The sequence below is a fragment of the Bradyrhizobium quebecense genome (assembly GCF_013373795.3).
GTDB classification, from domain to species: Bacteria; Pseudomonadota; Alphaproteobacteria; order Rhizobiales; family Xanthobacteraceae; genus Bradyrhizobium; species Bradyrhizobium quebecense.
Genome location: NZ_CP088022.1, coordinates 4,103,965 through 4,118,498, shown reverse-complemented (window position 1 = coordinate 4,118,498; position 14,534 = coordinate 4,103,965). Strand labels below are relative to the sequence as shown.

11 protein-coding genes are annotated in these 14,534 nt (G+C 65.6%); 7 read left to right on the top strand and 4 right to left on the bottom strand.

What is annotated here, in order from left to right; all coding sequences use genetic code 11:
* Window positions 1–43: 43 nt before the first annotated feature.
* The gene (locus HU230_RS20060) at window positions 44–1,120 is read right to left on the bottom strand and encodes a lysylphosphatidylglycerol synthase transmembrane domain-containing protein (RefSeq protein WP_176530195.1); all 1,077 of its coding nucleotides are present in this window, start codon (window positions 1,118–1,120) and stop codon (window positions 44–46) included.
* Between the two features lie 609 nt (window positions 1,121–1,729).
* Here HU230_RS20060 and HU230_RS20055 point away from each other — a divergent pair.
* The 4 genes from HU230_RS20055 to HU230_RS20040 all read left to right on the top strand — a co-directional run bounded on the left by HU230_RS20055 (window position 1,730) and on the right by HU230_RS20040 (window position 7,779).
* Window positions 1,730–3,148: an MFS transporter gene (locus tag HU230_RS20055; RefSeq protein WP_176530196.1), complete on the top strand. Its 1,419-nt coding sequence runs from the start codon at window positions 1,730–1,732 to the stop codon at window positions 3,146–3,148.
* Window positions 3,149–3,226: 78 nt separating this feature from the next.
* Entirely contained in the window at window positions 3,227–4,282 is a 1,056-nt protein-coding gene (locus HU230_RS20050) for a TolB family protein (protein ID WP_224943390.1), read from the top strand.
* Window positions 4,283–4,313: 31 nt separating this feature from the next.
* A complete protein-coding gene (locus tag HU230_RS20045; protein ID WP_224944186.1) occupies window positions 4,314–5,234 on the top strand; it encodes an alpha/beta hydrolase family protein in 921 nt (306 codons plus the stop codon).
* 142 nt (window positions 5,235–5,376) lie between these two features.
* Window positions 5,377–7,779 carry an EAL domain-containing protein gene (locus HU230_RS20040; protein ID WP_176530198.1) on the top strand — a complete coding sequence of 801 codons (2,403 nt, stop codon included), beginning with the start codon at window positions 5,377–5,379 and terminating at the stop codon, window positions 7,777–7,779.
* Here the strand turns inward: HU230_RS20040 and HU230_RS20035 are convergent.
* A complete protein-coding gene (locus tag HU230_RS20035; RefSeq protein WP_176530199.1) occupies window positions 7,776–8,210 on the bottom strand; it encodes a hypothetical protein in 435 nt (144 codons plus the stop codon). The two genes, HU230_RS20040 and HU230_RS20035, sit on opposite strands and share 4 nt — an antisense overlap.
* A gap of 83 nt (window positions 8,211–8,293) precedes the next feature.
* On the opposite strand from HU230_RS20035, the gene HU230_RS20030 reads away from it, so the two are divergent.
* A complete protein-coding gene (locus tag HU230_RS20030) occupies window positions 8,294–8,908 on the top strand; it encodes a hypothetical protein (RefSeq protein ID WP_176534944.1) in 615 nt (204 codons plus the stop codon).
* A 38-nt stretch (window positions 8,909–8,946) separates the two neighbouring features.
* Here HU230_RS20030 and HU230_RS20025 read toward each other — a convergent pair whose 3' ends face one another.
* Window positions 8,947–10,290, bottom strand: a complete 1,344-nt coding sequence (locus HU230_RS20025; RefSeq protein WP_176530200.1) for an aminotransferase-like domain-containing protein — start codon at window positions 10,288–10,290, stop codon at window positions 8,947–8,949.
* A 181-nt stretch (window positions 10,291–10,471) separates the two neighbouring features.
* On the opposite strand from HU230_RS20025, the gene HU230_RS20020 reads away from it, so the two are divergent.
* Window positions 10,472–10,708: a DUF1127 domain-containing protein gene (locus HU230_RS20020; protein WP_176530201.1), complete on the top strand. Its 237-nt coding sequence runs from the start codon at window positions 10,472–10,474 to the stop codon at window positions 10,706–10,708.
* Between the two features lie 275 nt (window positions 10,709–10,983).
* Complete coding sequence (locus HU230_RS20015) at window positions 10,984–13,527, top strand: EAL domain-containing protein (protein WP_176530202.1); 2,544 nt, start codon at window positions 10,984–10,986, stop codon at window positions 13,525–13,527.
* Window positions 13,528–13,889: 362 nt separating this feature from the next.
* Here the strand turns inward: HU230_RS20015 and bfr are convergent, their stop codons facing one another.
* On the bottom strand, window positions 13,890–14,372 hold the full coding sequence (gene bfr, locus HU230_RS20010) for a bacterioferritin (protein WP_092115442.1): 483 nt from the start codon (window positions 14,370–14,372) through the stop codon (window positions 13,890–13,892).
* Between the last annotated feature and the right edge of the window lie 162 nt (window positions 14,373–14,534).

The following is a 14,534-nucleotide window of genomic DNA, read 5'->3' as shown; positions in this document are numbered from 1 at the left end:
CCGGGATCGAAACCGGGGACCTTGGGGCCGATAACGTTCGCTGTTACCGCCTCAGCCGCCTGATCTGCTGCTGCCGGCTTTCGATCGGTTGCCGCACGGTCGCCGAAGCCGTGCAGGCTTGGCTGAGTCTTTTTCGTTCCTGCCAGGGCCGCACCACGTTGAGCCACAGCTCGCGCATGCCCATGATCGAGATCGAAATCCCGAACGGGATCAGGAAATAGAGGATGCGGAACACGACCAGCGTCGCCAGCAATTGCTCCTTGCTGAACTCCGGCAGCGCCACCAGCATCGCAGCATCGAACACGCCGATCGAGCCGGGGGCGTGGCTCGCAAAGCCGAGCAGCGTCGCCAGGATGAACACCACCGCCAGCGAGACGAAGTCGATATGCGGCTCGGTCGGCATCAGGAGATACATCGCGAACGCGCAGAAGCCGAGATCGACCACGCCGATGATGATCTGCAGCAGCGTCAGCTTGGCCGAGGGCAGCACCACCTTCCAGCCGTTCTGGCCGAGCTCGCGGCGCTTCTCGCCGGTCAGGAGCCAGACGAAATAGGCACCGATGCCGGCAAGGCAGCCGAGCGCGATCAGCCGGTTCATCGCCGGCGGCAGCAGGTCCATGGCCGATGCCGCCGCGGGGTGCCAGGCCATGCCGAAGCCGAGCACGAACAGATTGCCGAGCCAGAAGGTCAGGCCCGAGAGAAAGCAGATCTTGGCGACGTCGATCGCGGAGAGGCCGTAGTCGGAATAGATCCGGAAGCGGATCGCGCCGCCGGTAAAGACGGTGGCGCCGATATTGTGCCCGATCGTGTAGCTGGTGAAGCTCGACAGCGCTGCGATGCGGTAGGGGACGTGGGTCTTGCCGATCGTACGCAGCGCGAAGAAGTCATAGAAGGTCAGCGTGCAGAACGCCCCGACCACGCAGAGCGCCGCGAGCGCGATCCGGTGCGGCGCGATGTCGGTCAGCGCGGTGAGGATGATACCGGTGTCGACGCCCTTCAGGGTGTGGACCAGCGTCGTGACCGCGAACGCGATGATGAGCACGCTCGCAGCGACCCCGAGCCGTTTCCAGCCGATCTTTTCCTTGAAGCCACGCCCAAGCGTGGTCAGCAGCCGAAGCATTCATCCTCCCGGCAGGGACAATTTCAGTGGGACCCAGTCACGGACGGCGACGGGTGACGGGCAAACGCACCGTACGCGATGACCCATAAGGCAAAACCGATGCGTTGTGCAGCCCTTGACAAGCCAACCTTCGGCTCCCGTCCAGCGTTGTTGTCATACTGGCTACATATGTTCTCGCGCTGCGGAATGTGAGTCGCAGCTAGGTCGTCGTCCGCGACGGCACCACTGCATGTTCCGTCGTCCTTCAGCCGTTCCTGGCGATTTCGTCGGTATTTTGGCCGATTTTGCCGTCGTCGCACCGCCACTGCGGGGCCGTCGAAGCGGAGCGAATAGACGATATGCATCAGCGTGGGGGACGTCCGGGCCGGCTGCGGCGTTTACCAAAGCGTGAAGTCGATGTGCGCATCTGCGTGATCCGGCTGTGGACCGCCGTTCGGGCCGGAATGAGGCGCCCGGGGGGCGGTCCGTAGGTCTATTGAGGCAAAACGCCGCGCAACGACGTTGCGCCCCCGGCCGGCATGGCGATACCACACTTCGATCCGCAGCGAAGTATCATTGAGAAACGAAGACCTATCTCTCGCATTGGTTGCGCAGAGCGAGGTCAAGACAATGCAACAGACATCCCTGAAGCTCCGGCGCGTGCCGGACCAGCGCGCGACGTCGCATCGGCCGTCGACCGGGCTTGCGGCGACGTTGACGCTCGCCGCGATGAGCCTCGGTTACGGCGTCGTGCAGCTCGACGTCACCATCGTCAACACGGCGCTCAACGCCATCGGCGGCTCGCTCGGCGGCGGCGTTGCCGAGCTGCAATGGGTGGTCAGCGCCTACACCATCGCTTTTGCCGCCTTCATCCTGACCGCGGGAGCGCTCGGCGACCGGATCGGCGCCAAGCGCGTTTTCATGGCCGGCTTTGCCATCTTTACCGCGGCGTCGGTTGGGTGCGCCGTCGCGCCTGACGCCTTGACGCTGATCGCCGCGCGCTGCGTGCAGGGGCTGGCCGCGGCCATCCTGGTGCCGAACTCGCTCGCGCTGCTCCGCTACGCTTATGCGGACGAAAAGGCGCGGGGACGCGCGGTCGGCGTCTGGGCCGCGGGCGCGAGCCTTGCGCTGACCGCCGGCCCGTTTGTCGGCGGCGGGCTGATCACGCTGGTCGGCTGGCGCGCGATCTTCCTGGTCAATCTGCCGATCGGCCTGACCGGGCTGTGGCTCGCCTGGCGCTTTGCCGGAGAAACCACGCGCCATCACCAGCACTGGCTCGATCTGCCGGGACAAATTGCGGCGATCGCCGCGCTCGGCACGCTGGCCGGCGCGCTCATCGAGGGCGGCGCGCTCGGCTGGGATAGCCCGTTCGTCGTCGCAGGCTTCGCTCTGGCGGCCGTCTTCTCCGTGCTGTTCGTCTGGCATGAGGCGCGCACGGCGCAGCCGATGCTGCCGCTCTCGCTGTTCGGCAACAGGATGTTTGCCCTGACCTCGCTGGTCGGCCTGCTGGTGAACGTTGCGTTCTACGGGCTGATCTTCGTGCTCAGCCTCTACTTCCAGCAAGTCAACGGGCTGTCGGCGTTCGCCACCGGCCTCGCATTCGTGCCGATGCTCGGCGCCGTGCTGCCCGCCAACCTGATCGCGCCCCATGTCGCGGAGCGGATCGGCGCGCCGGGAACGATCGCGCTCGGCGCCGCGATCTCGGCCGCCGGATGCCTGGCGCTGCTGTTCATCGGTCCCGGTACCGGCTATCTCGCGATCTGCCTGCAACTGCTGGCGATCAGCGGCGGCCTCGGCCTGCTGGTGCCGCCGCTGACATCGGCGCTGCTCGGCAGTGCCGAGCCGCAGCATGCCGGGATCGCGGCCGGGGTGTTGAATGCCACCCGGCAGACCGGCAGCGTGCTGGGTGTCGCGCTGTTCGGCTCGATGGTCGGCCGGTCCGCGGCCTTCATCGCCGGCCTGCATGCGGCACTCGTGATCTCCGCCGGCGTACTGCTTGCCGCCGCCGCGCTGATCTGGATCGGCGCATCATCACAAGCGCGGCAATGAGCGAGGCCGTCGTTGCGCGGTCACGGCGCGGCATCTAACCTTGCGCGGTCGGGGACTGTCGCCGAGGGGGCGGATCAGATGCCTGCGCCAATCGACCGTCGTCTGTTGCTGCGCCGCGCCGCGATGCTCGGCGCCTCGCTGCCATTTGCCAACCTGATCGGTCCGGCCTGCGGAGAGGCGCCCGGCCTGATCGCGCGCAGGGTGTTCTTCGACAATCCCGATTACATCAATGTCCGCCTCAGCCCGGACGGGACGCAGCTGTCCTATGTCGCGCCGCTCGACGGTGTGAACGACCTCTGGGTCGTCCCGCTCTCCGATCTCAAGGCGGCGCGGCCGGTAACCCGCGTCACCGATCGCAACATCTCGGCCGGCTATCGCTGGGCGCATACCAACCGCCATGTGGTGTTCTTCCGCGAGCGCGACGGCGACGAGAACTGGCGTGCCGCCAGCGTCGACATCACCGACGGGAAGATTGTGCCTTTGACGCCGGAGACCGGCGTCAAGGCCTTCCTGCAGGAGTCCGATCGCAAATTTCCCGAGGAGATGCTGCTGCGGCACAACCAGCGCGACAAGCGCTACTTCGACATGTACCGCGTCAACATCGTGACGGGCGCCAGCGAACTCATCTACGAGAACCACGACTATATCGCCCTGATCACCGACAGCACATTCCGGCTCCGCCTGGCGTCGCGCCTGATCTCCGACGGCTCCGCCGAGGTGTTCGAGCGCGGCCCGGACGGCAGCTGGGTGCCGTTCATGACGGTGCTGATCGCCGAGACCGATACGACCCAACTGCTGGATTTCAGCGCCGATGGCAAGACGCTGTACCTGATCGACTCGCGCGGCCGCGACAAGGCGGCGTTGTTCGCCCTCGACATGGCGACGCGCCAGACCACGCTGCTCGCCGCCGATGATGATGCCGACATCGTGCGCGCGGTCTTCGACGAGAATCGCCGGCCATTGGCGGCGCTGGCGATCACAGACCGGATGCGCTGGCACGCCGTCGATCAAAAGCGTCGCCAACGACCTCGCCGATCTCAGCCGCTATGGCGCCGGCGACATCAGCTTTGTCAGCAACAGCGACGATCTCCGGCTCGGCACGGTCCATTTCGAACGCGACACCGAGAGCGGTGAATACGCGCTGCTCGACCGCAAGACGCGCGAGGTGCGCAAGCTCTACACCCAGCACCGTGCGCTCGACGGTCTCGCGTTGCGCAGGCTGGAGCCGGTCGTGATCCCCTCGCGCGATGGCCTGCGCCTCAACTGCTACCTGACCCGGCCGGTCGAGGCCGCGGCCGGAGTGGTGCCGCTGGTGCTGGTGATCCATGGCGGGCCGTATTACCGCGACACCTGGGGGTTCAGCCCGGTCCATCAATGGCTCGCCAACCGGGGCTATGCGGTGCTTGCCGTCAGCTACCGCGGCTCGACCGGCTTCGGCAAAGCCTTCATCACCGCCGCCGATCACGAATGGGGCGGCAAGATGCATGGCGACCTGATCGATGCGGTCGATTGGGCGATCGCGCAAGGCATCGCCGATCCGAAGCGCGTCGGCTTCTTCGGCGGCAGCTATGGCGGCTATTCGGCGCTGGTCGCCGCGACCAAGACGCCGGACGTCTTCGCCTGCATCGTCGACCTGTTCGGCATCTCCAATCTCGTCACCTTCATGGCGACGATCCCGCCCTATTGGGGTCCGTGGATCAGCGTCTGGAAAAATCGGCTCGGTGATCCCGGCACCGAGACCGGCCGCGCGTTCCTGGTCGAACGTTCGCCGCTGACCCACATCGAGCGTGCCGTGAAGCCGATCCTGATCGCGCAGGGCATGCGTGACGTAAGGGTTGTGGCGGCCGAGTCCGAGCAGATGGTCAATGCGCTCAAGCAGCGTGGCGTGCCCGTGACCTACATTACATTTGCCGACGAGGGGCACGGCTTTGTGCGGCCGGAGAATCGGCTTGCCTTCTATGGCGTCACCGAAGCATTCCTCGCCAAGCATCTCGGCGGTGCTTGCCAGCCGATCGGAAACGATTTCGCTGGCTCGTCGCTCAAGGTCGAGACCGGGGCTGAACTGGTGCCCGGGTTGCGCGGCTGAGACGAATTCACGGCGGATTGCCGTTTTCCTGATTGTATCGCGTGCGTTCAAGGCTTTTTCACCATGCGTGAAGCCTTGCTGCGGTGCGTTACTGTTCGTACACGAATGCGCTGGCTTTTATGGGTCCATAATGGGAGCCTATATGTATCGCGTTCTAACCTGTCTCACCTTGGAACATGACTGGCGGTTGGTCGTCCTCGGTGGCGTGATCTGTCTGCTCGCCAGCGCCGTCGCGATCAGCCTGTTTCACCGCGCTCGCGCCGCAGAGGGCCGAGCCCGCGAGATCTGGATCGGTCTTGATGCGGCGGTCGGCGGTTGCGGCATCTGGGCCACCCATTTCGTCGCCGTGCTGGCGTACGATCCCGGCATCGAGGCCGGATACAACATTCCGATCACGCTGCTGTCGCTCGTGCTCGCGGTTGCGATCCTGGCCGTCGGCCTGGCCGTTGCGACCTTCGATGAACGCTGGCAGACGGTCGCGGCCGGTGGCGCGATCGTCGGCGTCGGTGTCGCGGCGATGCATTACACCGGCATGCTGGGGCTGGAACTGCCCGCGCGCATCGTCTGGGCACCCGGCATCGTCATCGCATCGATCGTATTCGGAAGCCTGTTTGGCGCGCTCGCGCTGGTCGTTGCCACACGCGGCGAACGCCTTCGCACCACAGCGGCTGCGACCGGTCTTCTGACGGTTGCGATCGTCTCGCATCATTTCACCGGGATGGGTGCGGTGACGCTGGTCCCTGATCCGACGATCGTTCCCGACGGACTCTCGGTCTCGCCGCGCGTGCTCTCCTTCATGACCGCGGTTGCGGCTTTCGCGATCCTCGGCCTCTCGCTGATCGCATCCATCCTCGATCGTCGCGCCAAGACCGAGCTTCACAGGCAGAAGGTGGTGCTGGATACCGCGCTCGAGAACATGTCGCAGGGACTGTGCATGTTCGATGCCGATGGCCGCATCATGCTGTTCAACGAGCGCTACAGCGAGATCATGGGGCGCAATCGCGTGCCGCTGCAAGGACGCCTCTTGATCGATGTTCTGCAGGACCTCCATTCCATCGGCGAGTGGGACGGCGATCCCGAGGAATTCTGCAACGCGCTCCTCGCCGAGGCAAAGGCCGGCCACAGCGCGACGCGGATCGTCAGCCGCAACGAGCGCGCGATTCGTGTCGTCGATCAGCCGATGAAGGGCGGCGGCTGGGTCGCGACCTTCGAAGACATCACCGAATGGCAGCAGGCCCAGGAACAGATTTCACACATGGCGCGGCATGACGCGCTGACCAATCTGCCGAACCGGACCCTGTTCCGTGAACAGCTCGAGAAGGCTTCGAGACTGGCCAAGCGCTCTGACCAGCTGGCGGTGCTCTGCCTCGATCTCGATCATTTCAAGGAGATCAACGACACGCTCGGACATCCGATCGGCGACGCGCTGCTGCGCGAGGTTGCGCGCCGGCTGGGCGAATGCGTGACCGAGCACGACACCGTGGCGCGGCTCGGCGGCGACGAGTTCGCCATCGTGCAGTTCTGCAGCAACTGCGAGCCGTCCGTGGTGTCGTCGTTGGCAAGTGCGGTGGTCGAGCGGATCGCCGCACCCTATGAGATCGGGGGCCATCAGCTCGTGATCGGCGTCAGCATCGGCATCTCGCTCGCGCCCGAGGACGGCAAGGATCCCGACGAGCTGCTGCAAAAGGCCGATCTGGCGCTGTACCGCGCCAAGGCCGACGGCCGCGGCACCTATCGGTTCTTCGAGACCGGGATGGATGCGCGTGCGCAGGCGCGCCGCCTGCTCGAGCGCGACCTGCGGCTCGCGCTCCAGCGCGACGAGTTCGAGGTCTATTATCAACCGATCCGCGATGTCGTGGGCGATCGGGTCGTCGCCTTCGAGGCGCTGGTGCGCTGGAATCATTCGCTGCGCGGGCTGATCGCACCGAACAATTTCATTCCGGTCGCCGAAGAAACCGGGCTGATCGTGCCGCTGGGCGAGATCGTGCTGCGCAAGGCTTGCGCCGAGGCGGTGAGATGGCCTGCGGACATCGCGGTCGCCGTCAACCTGTCTCCGGTGCAGTTCAAGAACCCGACTCTGGTGCCGTCGGTGAGGGCGGCGCTGGAGGCGTCGGGCCTGTCGGCGGATCGGCTCGAGCTCGAGATTACCGAATCGGTGCTGCTGCAGAACAGCGAGGCGACGCTCGCGGTGCTGCACGAGCTGCGTGGTTTCGGCGTCCGGATCTCGCTGGACGATTTCGGCACCGGCTATTCCTCGCTGAGCTATCTGCGCAGCTTCCCGTTCGACAAGATCAAGATCGACCGTTCGTTCGTGACGGACCTTGCGACGCGCGAGGACTCGATGGCGATCGTGCGCGCCGTCACCGGTCTCGGCAAGAGTCTCGGCATCGTCACCACCGCCGAGGGGGTCGAGACCGATACCCAGTTCGACCTGCTGCGGCAGGAAGGCTGCACGCAGGCGCAGGGCTATCTGTTCAGCCCGCCGCGGCCGGCGGCAGACGTCGCCAAGATGCTGCGCTGGGTACCGGAAAGGTCGGTGGCCTAGCTCTTGCGCTGGGCAAAATAGGCGCCGCAAAACGCCATCACGGCGCCGAGGCACAGCGCGGCGAGACCGGCGAGCACGGCGGAAACGGTCGAGACCGTGCTCGGCGCCGCCGCGGCCTGGCCGGCGCCGGCCAGCATCAGCACGCCGACGACGATCAGGAACTGCCGCATCCGCTGCGGGATCTGGCCGGCGACCGCGCTGTGCATCAGATTGGCGGTGAAGTAACCGCCCGAAAACCCGACGCTCGCGATCAGCCACCAGGCGATCGCCGCGCCTGCCGGCATGAACTCGTGGCTATCGGAGCGCCACAGGCCGCCGAGATCGAGCCCGTAGCGCGCGCCGAGCATGTGCACGGCAAGCGCCAGCAGCACGCCGGATATCATCGCGCCGCCGAGGATGAGGTAACGCGGAAAATAGGTCGTCTCGGGCATGGCTCGCTTGTAGGATAGCCGTGACATCCCATGCAAGCGCGCGGATGTGTCTGAACAGGTGGAACGGCGGATTGCCAACAACGTTGCAGGACCGGCCGGAGGCAGGCGAGGGCGCGCCGGTGCGCTATGCCTACAAGGCCTCATTGATCGGCTCGGCGCACCAGTTCGAGCTGACCGACGACGGGCTGTCGTGGCGGATCGCCGGCAGGTCGGGCGTGTGGGATTACGCCGACATCTCCGCCGTCAAACTGTCCTACCGCCCGGTCTCGATGCAGCAGCAGCGGTTTCGCGCCGACATCGACAACGCCAAGGGCGGGCGGATCGCGATCCTGTCGACCACCTGGCAGACCGCGACGCTGGTCGCACCGCAGGGACATCTCTACCGCGACTTCATCGTCGAGCTGCATCGTCGGATGCAGGCGGCGGGCAGCACGGCCAGGCTCGTCGGAGGCCTCGGGCCGAAGACATACACCGCGGCGCTGGCGCTGCTGGCGTGCCTTGCGGTGGCAATGACCGGATTGCTGGTGATGGCGCTGCTGGCTGCGAACTGGATGGGCGCGCTGTTCCTGGTCGGCTTTGCCGCGCTGTTCACCTGGCAGGTCGGCGGCTTCGTCACCCGCAACCGCCCGCGGCGCTACCGCTTCGATCAATTGCCCGATGGGCTTTTGCCGAAGCCGGTTCGCAATCAAGCGCAATGAATGGAAGAAGGCTGGTACGTCGCAGTGCAGACGGGATGTCATTCCGTCGAATCAAAATCCTCTTCTGTCGCGCTCAGCATTCCCGCCAACGTCCGCAGGCCGAGGTCGAGTTGCTCCATCGGCGGCGCGGCAAGCGCGAGCCGCACCGCATTGGGTGCGTGTCCCGGCGTAGCGGCGAAGGTGGTCGACGGCGTCAGCGCGATGTCGCGTCGTGCCGCGGCCGCGACCAGGGTCTGCGAGCGCCAGTGCGGCGGCAAGGTCAGCCACAGATGATAGGATTTCGGGTTGGTCTGGATCTCGAAATCGGCCAGATGCTTCGCCGCGATCTGCTGGCGGCGGCCGGCGTCGATACGCTTCAGCCGTGACAGTTCGGCGGCGGTGCCGTCGGCCATCAGCCGCTGCCCGGCGGCGAAGGCGTAGCCCGACGCCGTCCAGCCGCCCGAGCGCACCGCGGCCATGATGCTTTCGCGCAGCCGCGGCGGCGGGACGATGAAGCCGAGCGCGAGACCGGGCGCGACCTTCTTCGACAAACTGTCGAGTACGATGCAGCTGTCTGGCGCGAGCGCGGCCAGCGGCATCTCATCGTCGAGGAATCCGTAGACGCCATCCTCGATGACGACGAGACCGAGCTTCTCCACCACGCGCAACAGCTCGGCGCGGCGCTCGGCCGGCATCGTGATGCTGAGCGGGTTCTGGATCGTGGGCTGGATGTAGAGCGCGGACAGATGCGCCTCGCGGTGCGCCTTCTGGACCGCGTCAGGGCGTACGCCATGCTCGTCCATCGCAAGCGGCACCAGCGCGATGCCGAGCCGGGCGGCAATGCCCTTCACGAACGGATAGGTCAGCGCCTCGACGCCGCAGCGTCCGCCGGGCGGCACGACCGCGGCCAGCGCGGAGGCGATGCATTGCCGGCCATTGGCAGTGAACACGATCTGGTCGGGATTCGGCGCCCAGCTCTTGCGCGCGAGGAATTCTGCGGAGATCGTGCGCGCCGCCCGCGTGCCGAAACTGGTCGCCGGCCGCAGCGCGCCCTCGAGCACCTCGGGCCGCTCCAGCCCTTCGAGGCTCTTGGCGATCATCGTCGCCTGATGCGGCAGCAGCGGATAGTTGAATTCGAGATCGATGCGCGCGCCGCGCGGCTCGGTCGGAGCGGCGATGCCGCGTCGCGCCTCGCCGGACACGAAGGTGCCGCGGCCGACTTCACCGACCACCAGCCCGCGCCGCAACAGCTCGGTGTAGACCCGGCTCGCAGTCGAGACCGCGATGTTGCGGTCATAGGCGAAATGGCGCTGCGGCGGCAGGCGGTCGCCCGCCTTCAGCGCGCCGCTGGCGATCTCGGCGGCCACCGCATCCGCCAGCTTCAGATATTCGAACCTCGACATTATTGCACCGAGAGCAATGTTTTACTTGCTCCGAGCAATGTACCGGATCATTTAAGAGCGAACAAGCCCATGATTGCACCGAGGAGCGCGCAAGCGATCCGAGGTTACTACGGCGCAGGTGTCGAAACGGCATTTGCGTCAACGGCATAGCTTTGCCGTTTGGGCATCGAAGGAGATGACAATGACGACGATATATTCAGCGACCGCATCGCCCGCGCGGTCCAGCATGATGGGCGGATTGCTCCGATTGATCCGAGTGTGGGGCGATGCACTCGCGACCTATTGGGTGCGCCGGGAGGCGATCAAGACGCTGCGCCAGCTCGATGACCGGACGCTGCGCGATATCGGAATCTCGCGCTGCCAGATCGAGCCCGCCGTCGCCGGCGACCTCGATATGGAGCTGGTGCGGATCCGCTGACGAGAAGCGTGGTGCGACGGCTTCGGGTGATCGGAGCGGTCGCACCGCAGACGGCCGCGATGGCTCGCTGCGCGGCTTTAACCAACCAGTGTTTGAGCGTGGCGAAGAACTGTTCGGATCAAGTCGCGTCCGGACACTTGGTGCCGGTTGCAGAATTCACCGAAACTACACCAAAGATGCCGAAGAACCCCGGTTTGTCGCCGCCGTCGCTCCAAGGTTGTGGCGCTCTATGCTAGCGTATTAGTTGCGTACGCTAGCGTTGTAGTTGGGGACCGATGGCCGCTCGCAGATTGTCGCAAGGGCAGGCCCCGACCCGGGAAGCGCGCCGCCGCTGGCATGAGGAGCGATCGCTGCGGTGCGCCATCAGATTGGCCCGCATGGGCTACTGGGAGTCGCAGAGTGCCGCGGCAACCGATTTCTGGATATCGCCCGAGCTCGCCGCCTTCTACGAATTCGAAACGGTCGACGGCTTCATTCCCATCGCCACGGTGCGCGAGCGCTATCTGCCTGAAAGCCGGAAGGTTCTGGAGGCGCATTACGCGGCCTGCTGGGCGGAGGGGCGGCCCTATGCGGTGCGGACGCGGCTCCGCAGTCCCGATGGCAGCCTGCTCGACTGCGTGGTGCATGGCGAGCCGGAATTCGACGCGCGCGGTCAGGTCCGGCGCGTGTCAGGCATCGTCCGCGACGTCACGGAGGAGACCTCCGCGCTGCGGCGCCTGACGGAGAGCGAGCAACGGCTGGCCGATTTTGTCTCTACCGCCTCGGACTGGTGCTGGGAGAGCGACGCTGCCCACCGGCTGCTCCCCTATCCCAAATCGCTGGCCGGCAATGCGGCCTTCCAGACGGTGGCGTCCGGCGGCAAGGCGCGCTGGGAACTGGCTTATGCGCCCGAGGACGGGGAGGCCATGGCGCGGCACCGGGCCGACATGGAGGCCCATCGCCCTTTTCGCGACTTCACCTATACGCTGATCGGCGAGGACGGGTCGCGCGTCAGTATCTGCACCAGCGGCAAGCCTATCTACGCCGATGATGGCACCTTTCTCGGCTATCGCGGCACGTCCAGCGACATCACCCAGCTCAGGGCGGCCAAGGCTTTGCTCGACCAGCGCACGCGGGCGCTGGAGGAAGCCCATCGGCTCGGCAAGATCGGCACCTGGAGCTACCGTCTGGACACCGGCCGTACGACCTGGGCGCCCGAGCTCTACCAGCTTCTCGGCTTCGGCCCCGACACGTTCGAGCCGACCGATGACAGCATGAGGCCCTATTTCCTGGACGGCGACGCCGACCGCTTCAAGGACCTGCAGAGGAGGGTCGTCCGCACCCGAAGGACCGAGGCCACCGACCTGCGCATCCTGCACGCGGACGGCACGGCCCGCGATCTGGCTGTCATCTGCAAGGCGGAGGTTGCCCACGACAAGGTCATCGGCATCATCGGCACCGTGCAGGACGTCACCGAGCGCAAGGAGGCTGAGCGACAACTCGAGCAGCTCGCCTATACCGACCCTTTGACCGGGCTCGCCAATCGCGCGCTGTTCACGCGCCAGCTCGCCGCCCTGATCGAGGGCTGCACCCGGCAAGACCGGGGCGCCGCGCTGCTGCTCATCGATCTCGATCGCTTCAAGGAGGTCAATGATTCCCTCGGCCATGCCGCCGGCGACAAATTGCTGATCCAGGTAGCGGCGGCACTGCGGCAGGAGCTGGGGCCGCGCGCTTTCATCGCCCGGCTCGGCGGCGACGAATTCGCCGTGCTGGCGGAGGGACGCGGCATGTCAGACGCCGCGCTGACCGGGCTTGCCGATCGGCTCATCGGCAAGCTGTCCGTCCCCGTCGATCTCGCCGAGGGCGAGGCCTTCGTCGGCGCCACCATCGGCATCGCCCGCCTGCCGGAGCATGGGGCGACGGCGGAGACCGCCGTGCGCAATGCGGACCTGGCGCTCTATATGGCCAAGGAGGCCGGGCGCGGCCGGGCGCAACTGTTCGAGCCGGTCTATGCCCAGGCAGTCGATCAAAGGCTCGATCTCGGCCGGCATCTGCGCCACGCGGTTGAGGCCGGCACCCTTCAGGCGCATTACCAGCCGCAAGTGGACTTGAGGACCGGCCGCGTCACCAGCTTCGAGGCGCTGCTGCGCTGGACCCATCCCGAGCGCGGACCAATCTCGCCGGCGGAGTTCATCCCGATCGCCGAAAGCTCCGGGCTCATCGTCGATCTCGGCCTGTGGGTGCTGCGCGAGGCCTGCCGGCAGGGCCGCGCCTGGCTCGATGCCGGGTTGCCGCCGCGCTCCGTCTCGGTCAACGTCTCGCCGGCGCAGATCTGGAACGTGGATTTCGATGCGGCCGTCGCGGCGGTGCTGGCGGAGACCGGCTTTCCGGCGAAGCTGCTCTGCCTGGAGCTGACCGAAAGCCTGTTCGTGGATCATACCGAGCAGCGGATCAACCGCACGCTGACGGCGCTCTCCGGTCTCGGCGTCCGGCTGGCGCTGGACGATTTCGGCTCGGGCTATTCCTCGCTCGGCTATCTCACGCGCCTGCCGTTCCATTGGCTGAAGGTGGACCGCGCCTTCGTGGACGGCATTTCCACCGCGCCGGAGAAGCGCAAGCTGCTCGGCGGCATCATCGCCCTGTCGCACGGCCTGGGCATGACTGTCGTGGCGGAGGGAGCCGAATTGCCGGCCGAAGTGGACGTGCTCGGCGGGCTCGATTGCGATCTGGTGCAGGGCTTCGTGTTTTCCCCGCCCGTCACCGCCGACAAGGCGCCGCTGGTGGCGGCCGGCATCGAGCGCGAGGCGTGCCGGATCCAGCCAAAACGCAATCGCCTTTAGGCAGCATTCTTTTGCCCGTGGCTTTGCCTCGATGGTGGCCGCTGACCAATTAGCTAGGCCGTGTTCTCACAAATCGGAGTTGGATGAGGGGCGCTTGACGCCCGCTGTCACCCTGACAGCGGCGAGAAGGCGGACCTCGCCGGAGGTTCGGGAAGGGCCAGCTTCAGGCTCATGCATCGCAGCAGATGGAGCCCTTATTCGGTCCCTCGTTGGCGAGGGTAGCCTTGCCGGCTCTTCAACCCAGAGCGCTTTTGCGGTCTTGAGATTGATCACAACTCTAACGAGGCGATGAGCCTTGCCGGAACGGACCTTCGTCAGCCAGCGCGGCATGACTGACAAGGGCCAAAGCAGTTGTTGGCACTTTAGTCCTTGTCGAGCTCTCCGATATGACGCTGGGCATATAGCTCAAGACCGATCCTCGCGACGAGTTCGATCTGGGTTTCCAAAAAATCGATATGCTCTTCCTCATCGTGCATGAGTTGCTCAAACAGATCCCGTGTCACGTAGTCTTCGACCTGATGGCAATGGGTCGCGGCTTCAGCGTAGAGGGAGCGCGCCGACAATTCGGCTTGCAAGTCGCTATCGAGCACGCCCTTCACGGTCTTCCCGATATGAAGGGATTCCAGCGTCTGCATATTGGGAGATCCATCGAGGAAGATAATGCGTTCGATGAGCTTGTCTGCATGTTGCATCTCTTCAATCGATTCCTTGCGCCACATCTTGGCCAGCACCTTGTAGCCCCAATTGTCGAGCAGGCGGTAGTGCAGCCAGTATTGGTTCACCGCGGTGAGCTCGTGGCGAAGCGCTTTGTTCAGGTATTCGATAACATTTTTATCGCCCCTCATGCTCTGCTCCTTTTCGCGTGTGCTGTTCGGATCGACTGGCTAAAGTTTAGAGCCTCTCCATGTTCGGTCCGAACTGTTTGGGACGTCTACCGTTCGCCGTGAGCGGCGACGCGTGGAAAGGGCTGCTCGGCATTGACTTGCTGCCGTTCGTCACACATGAGG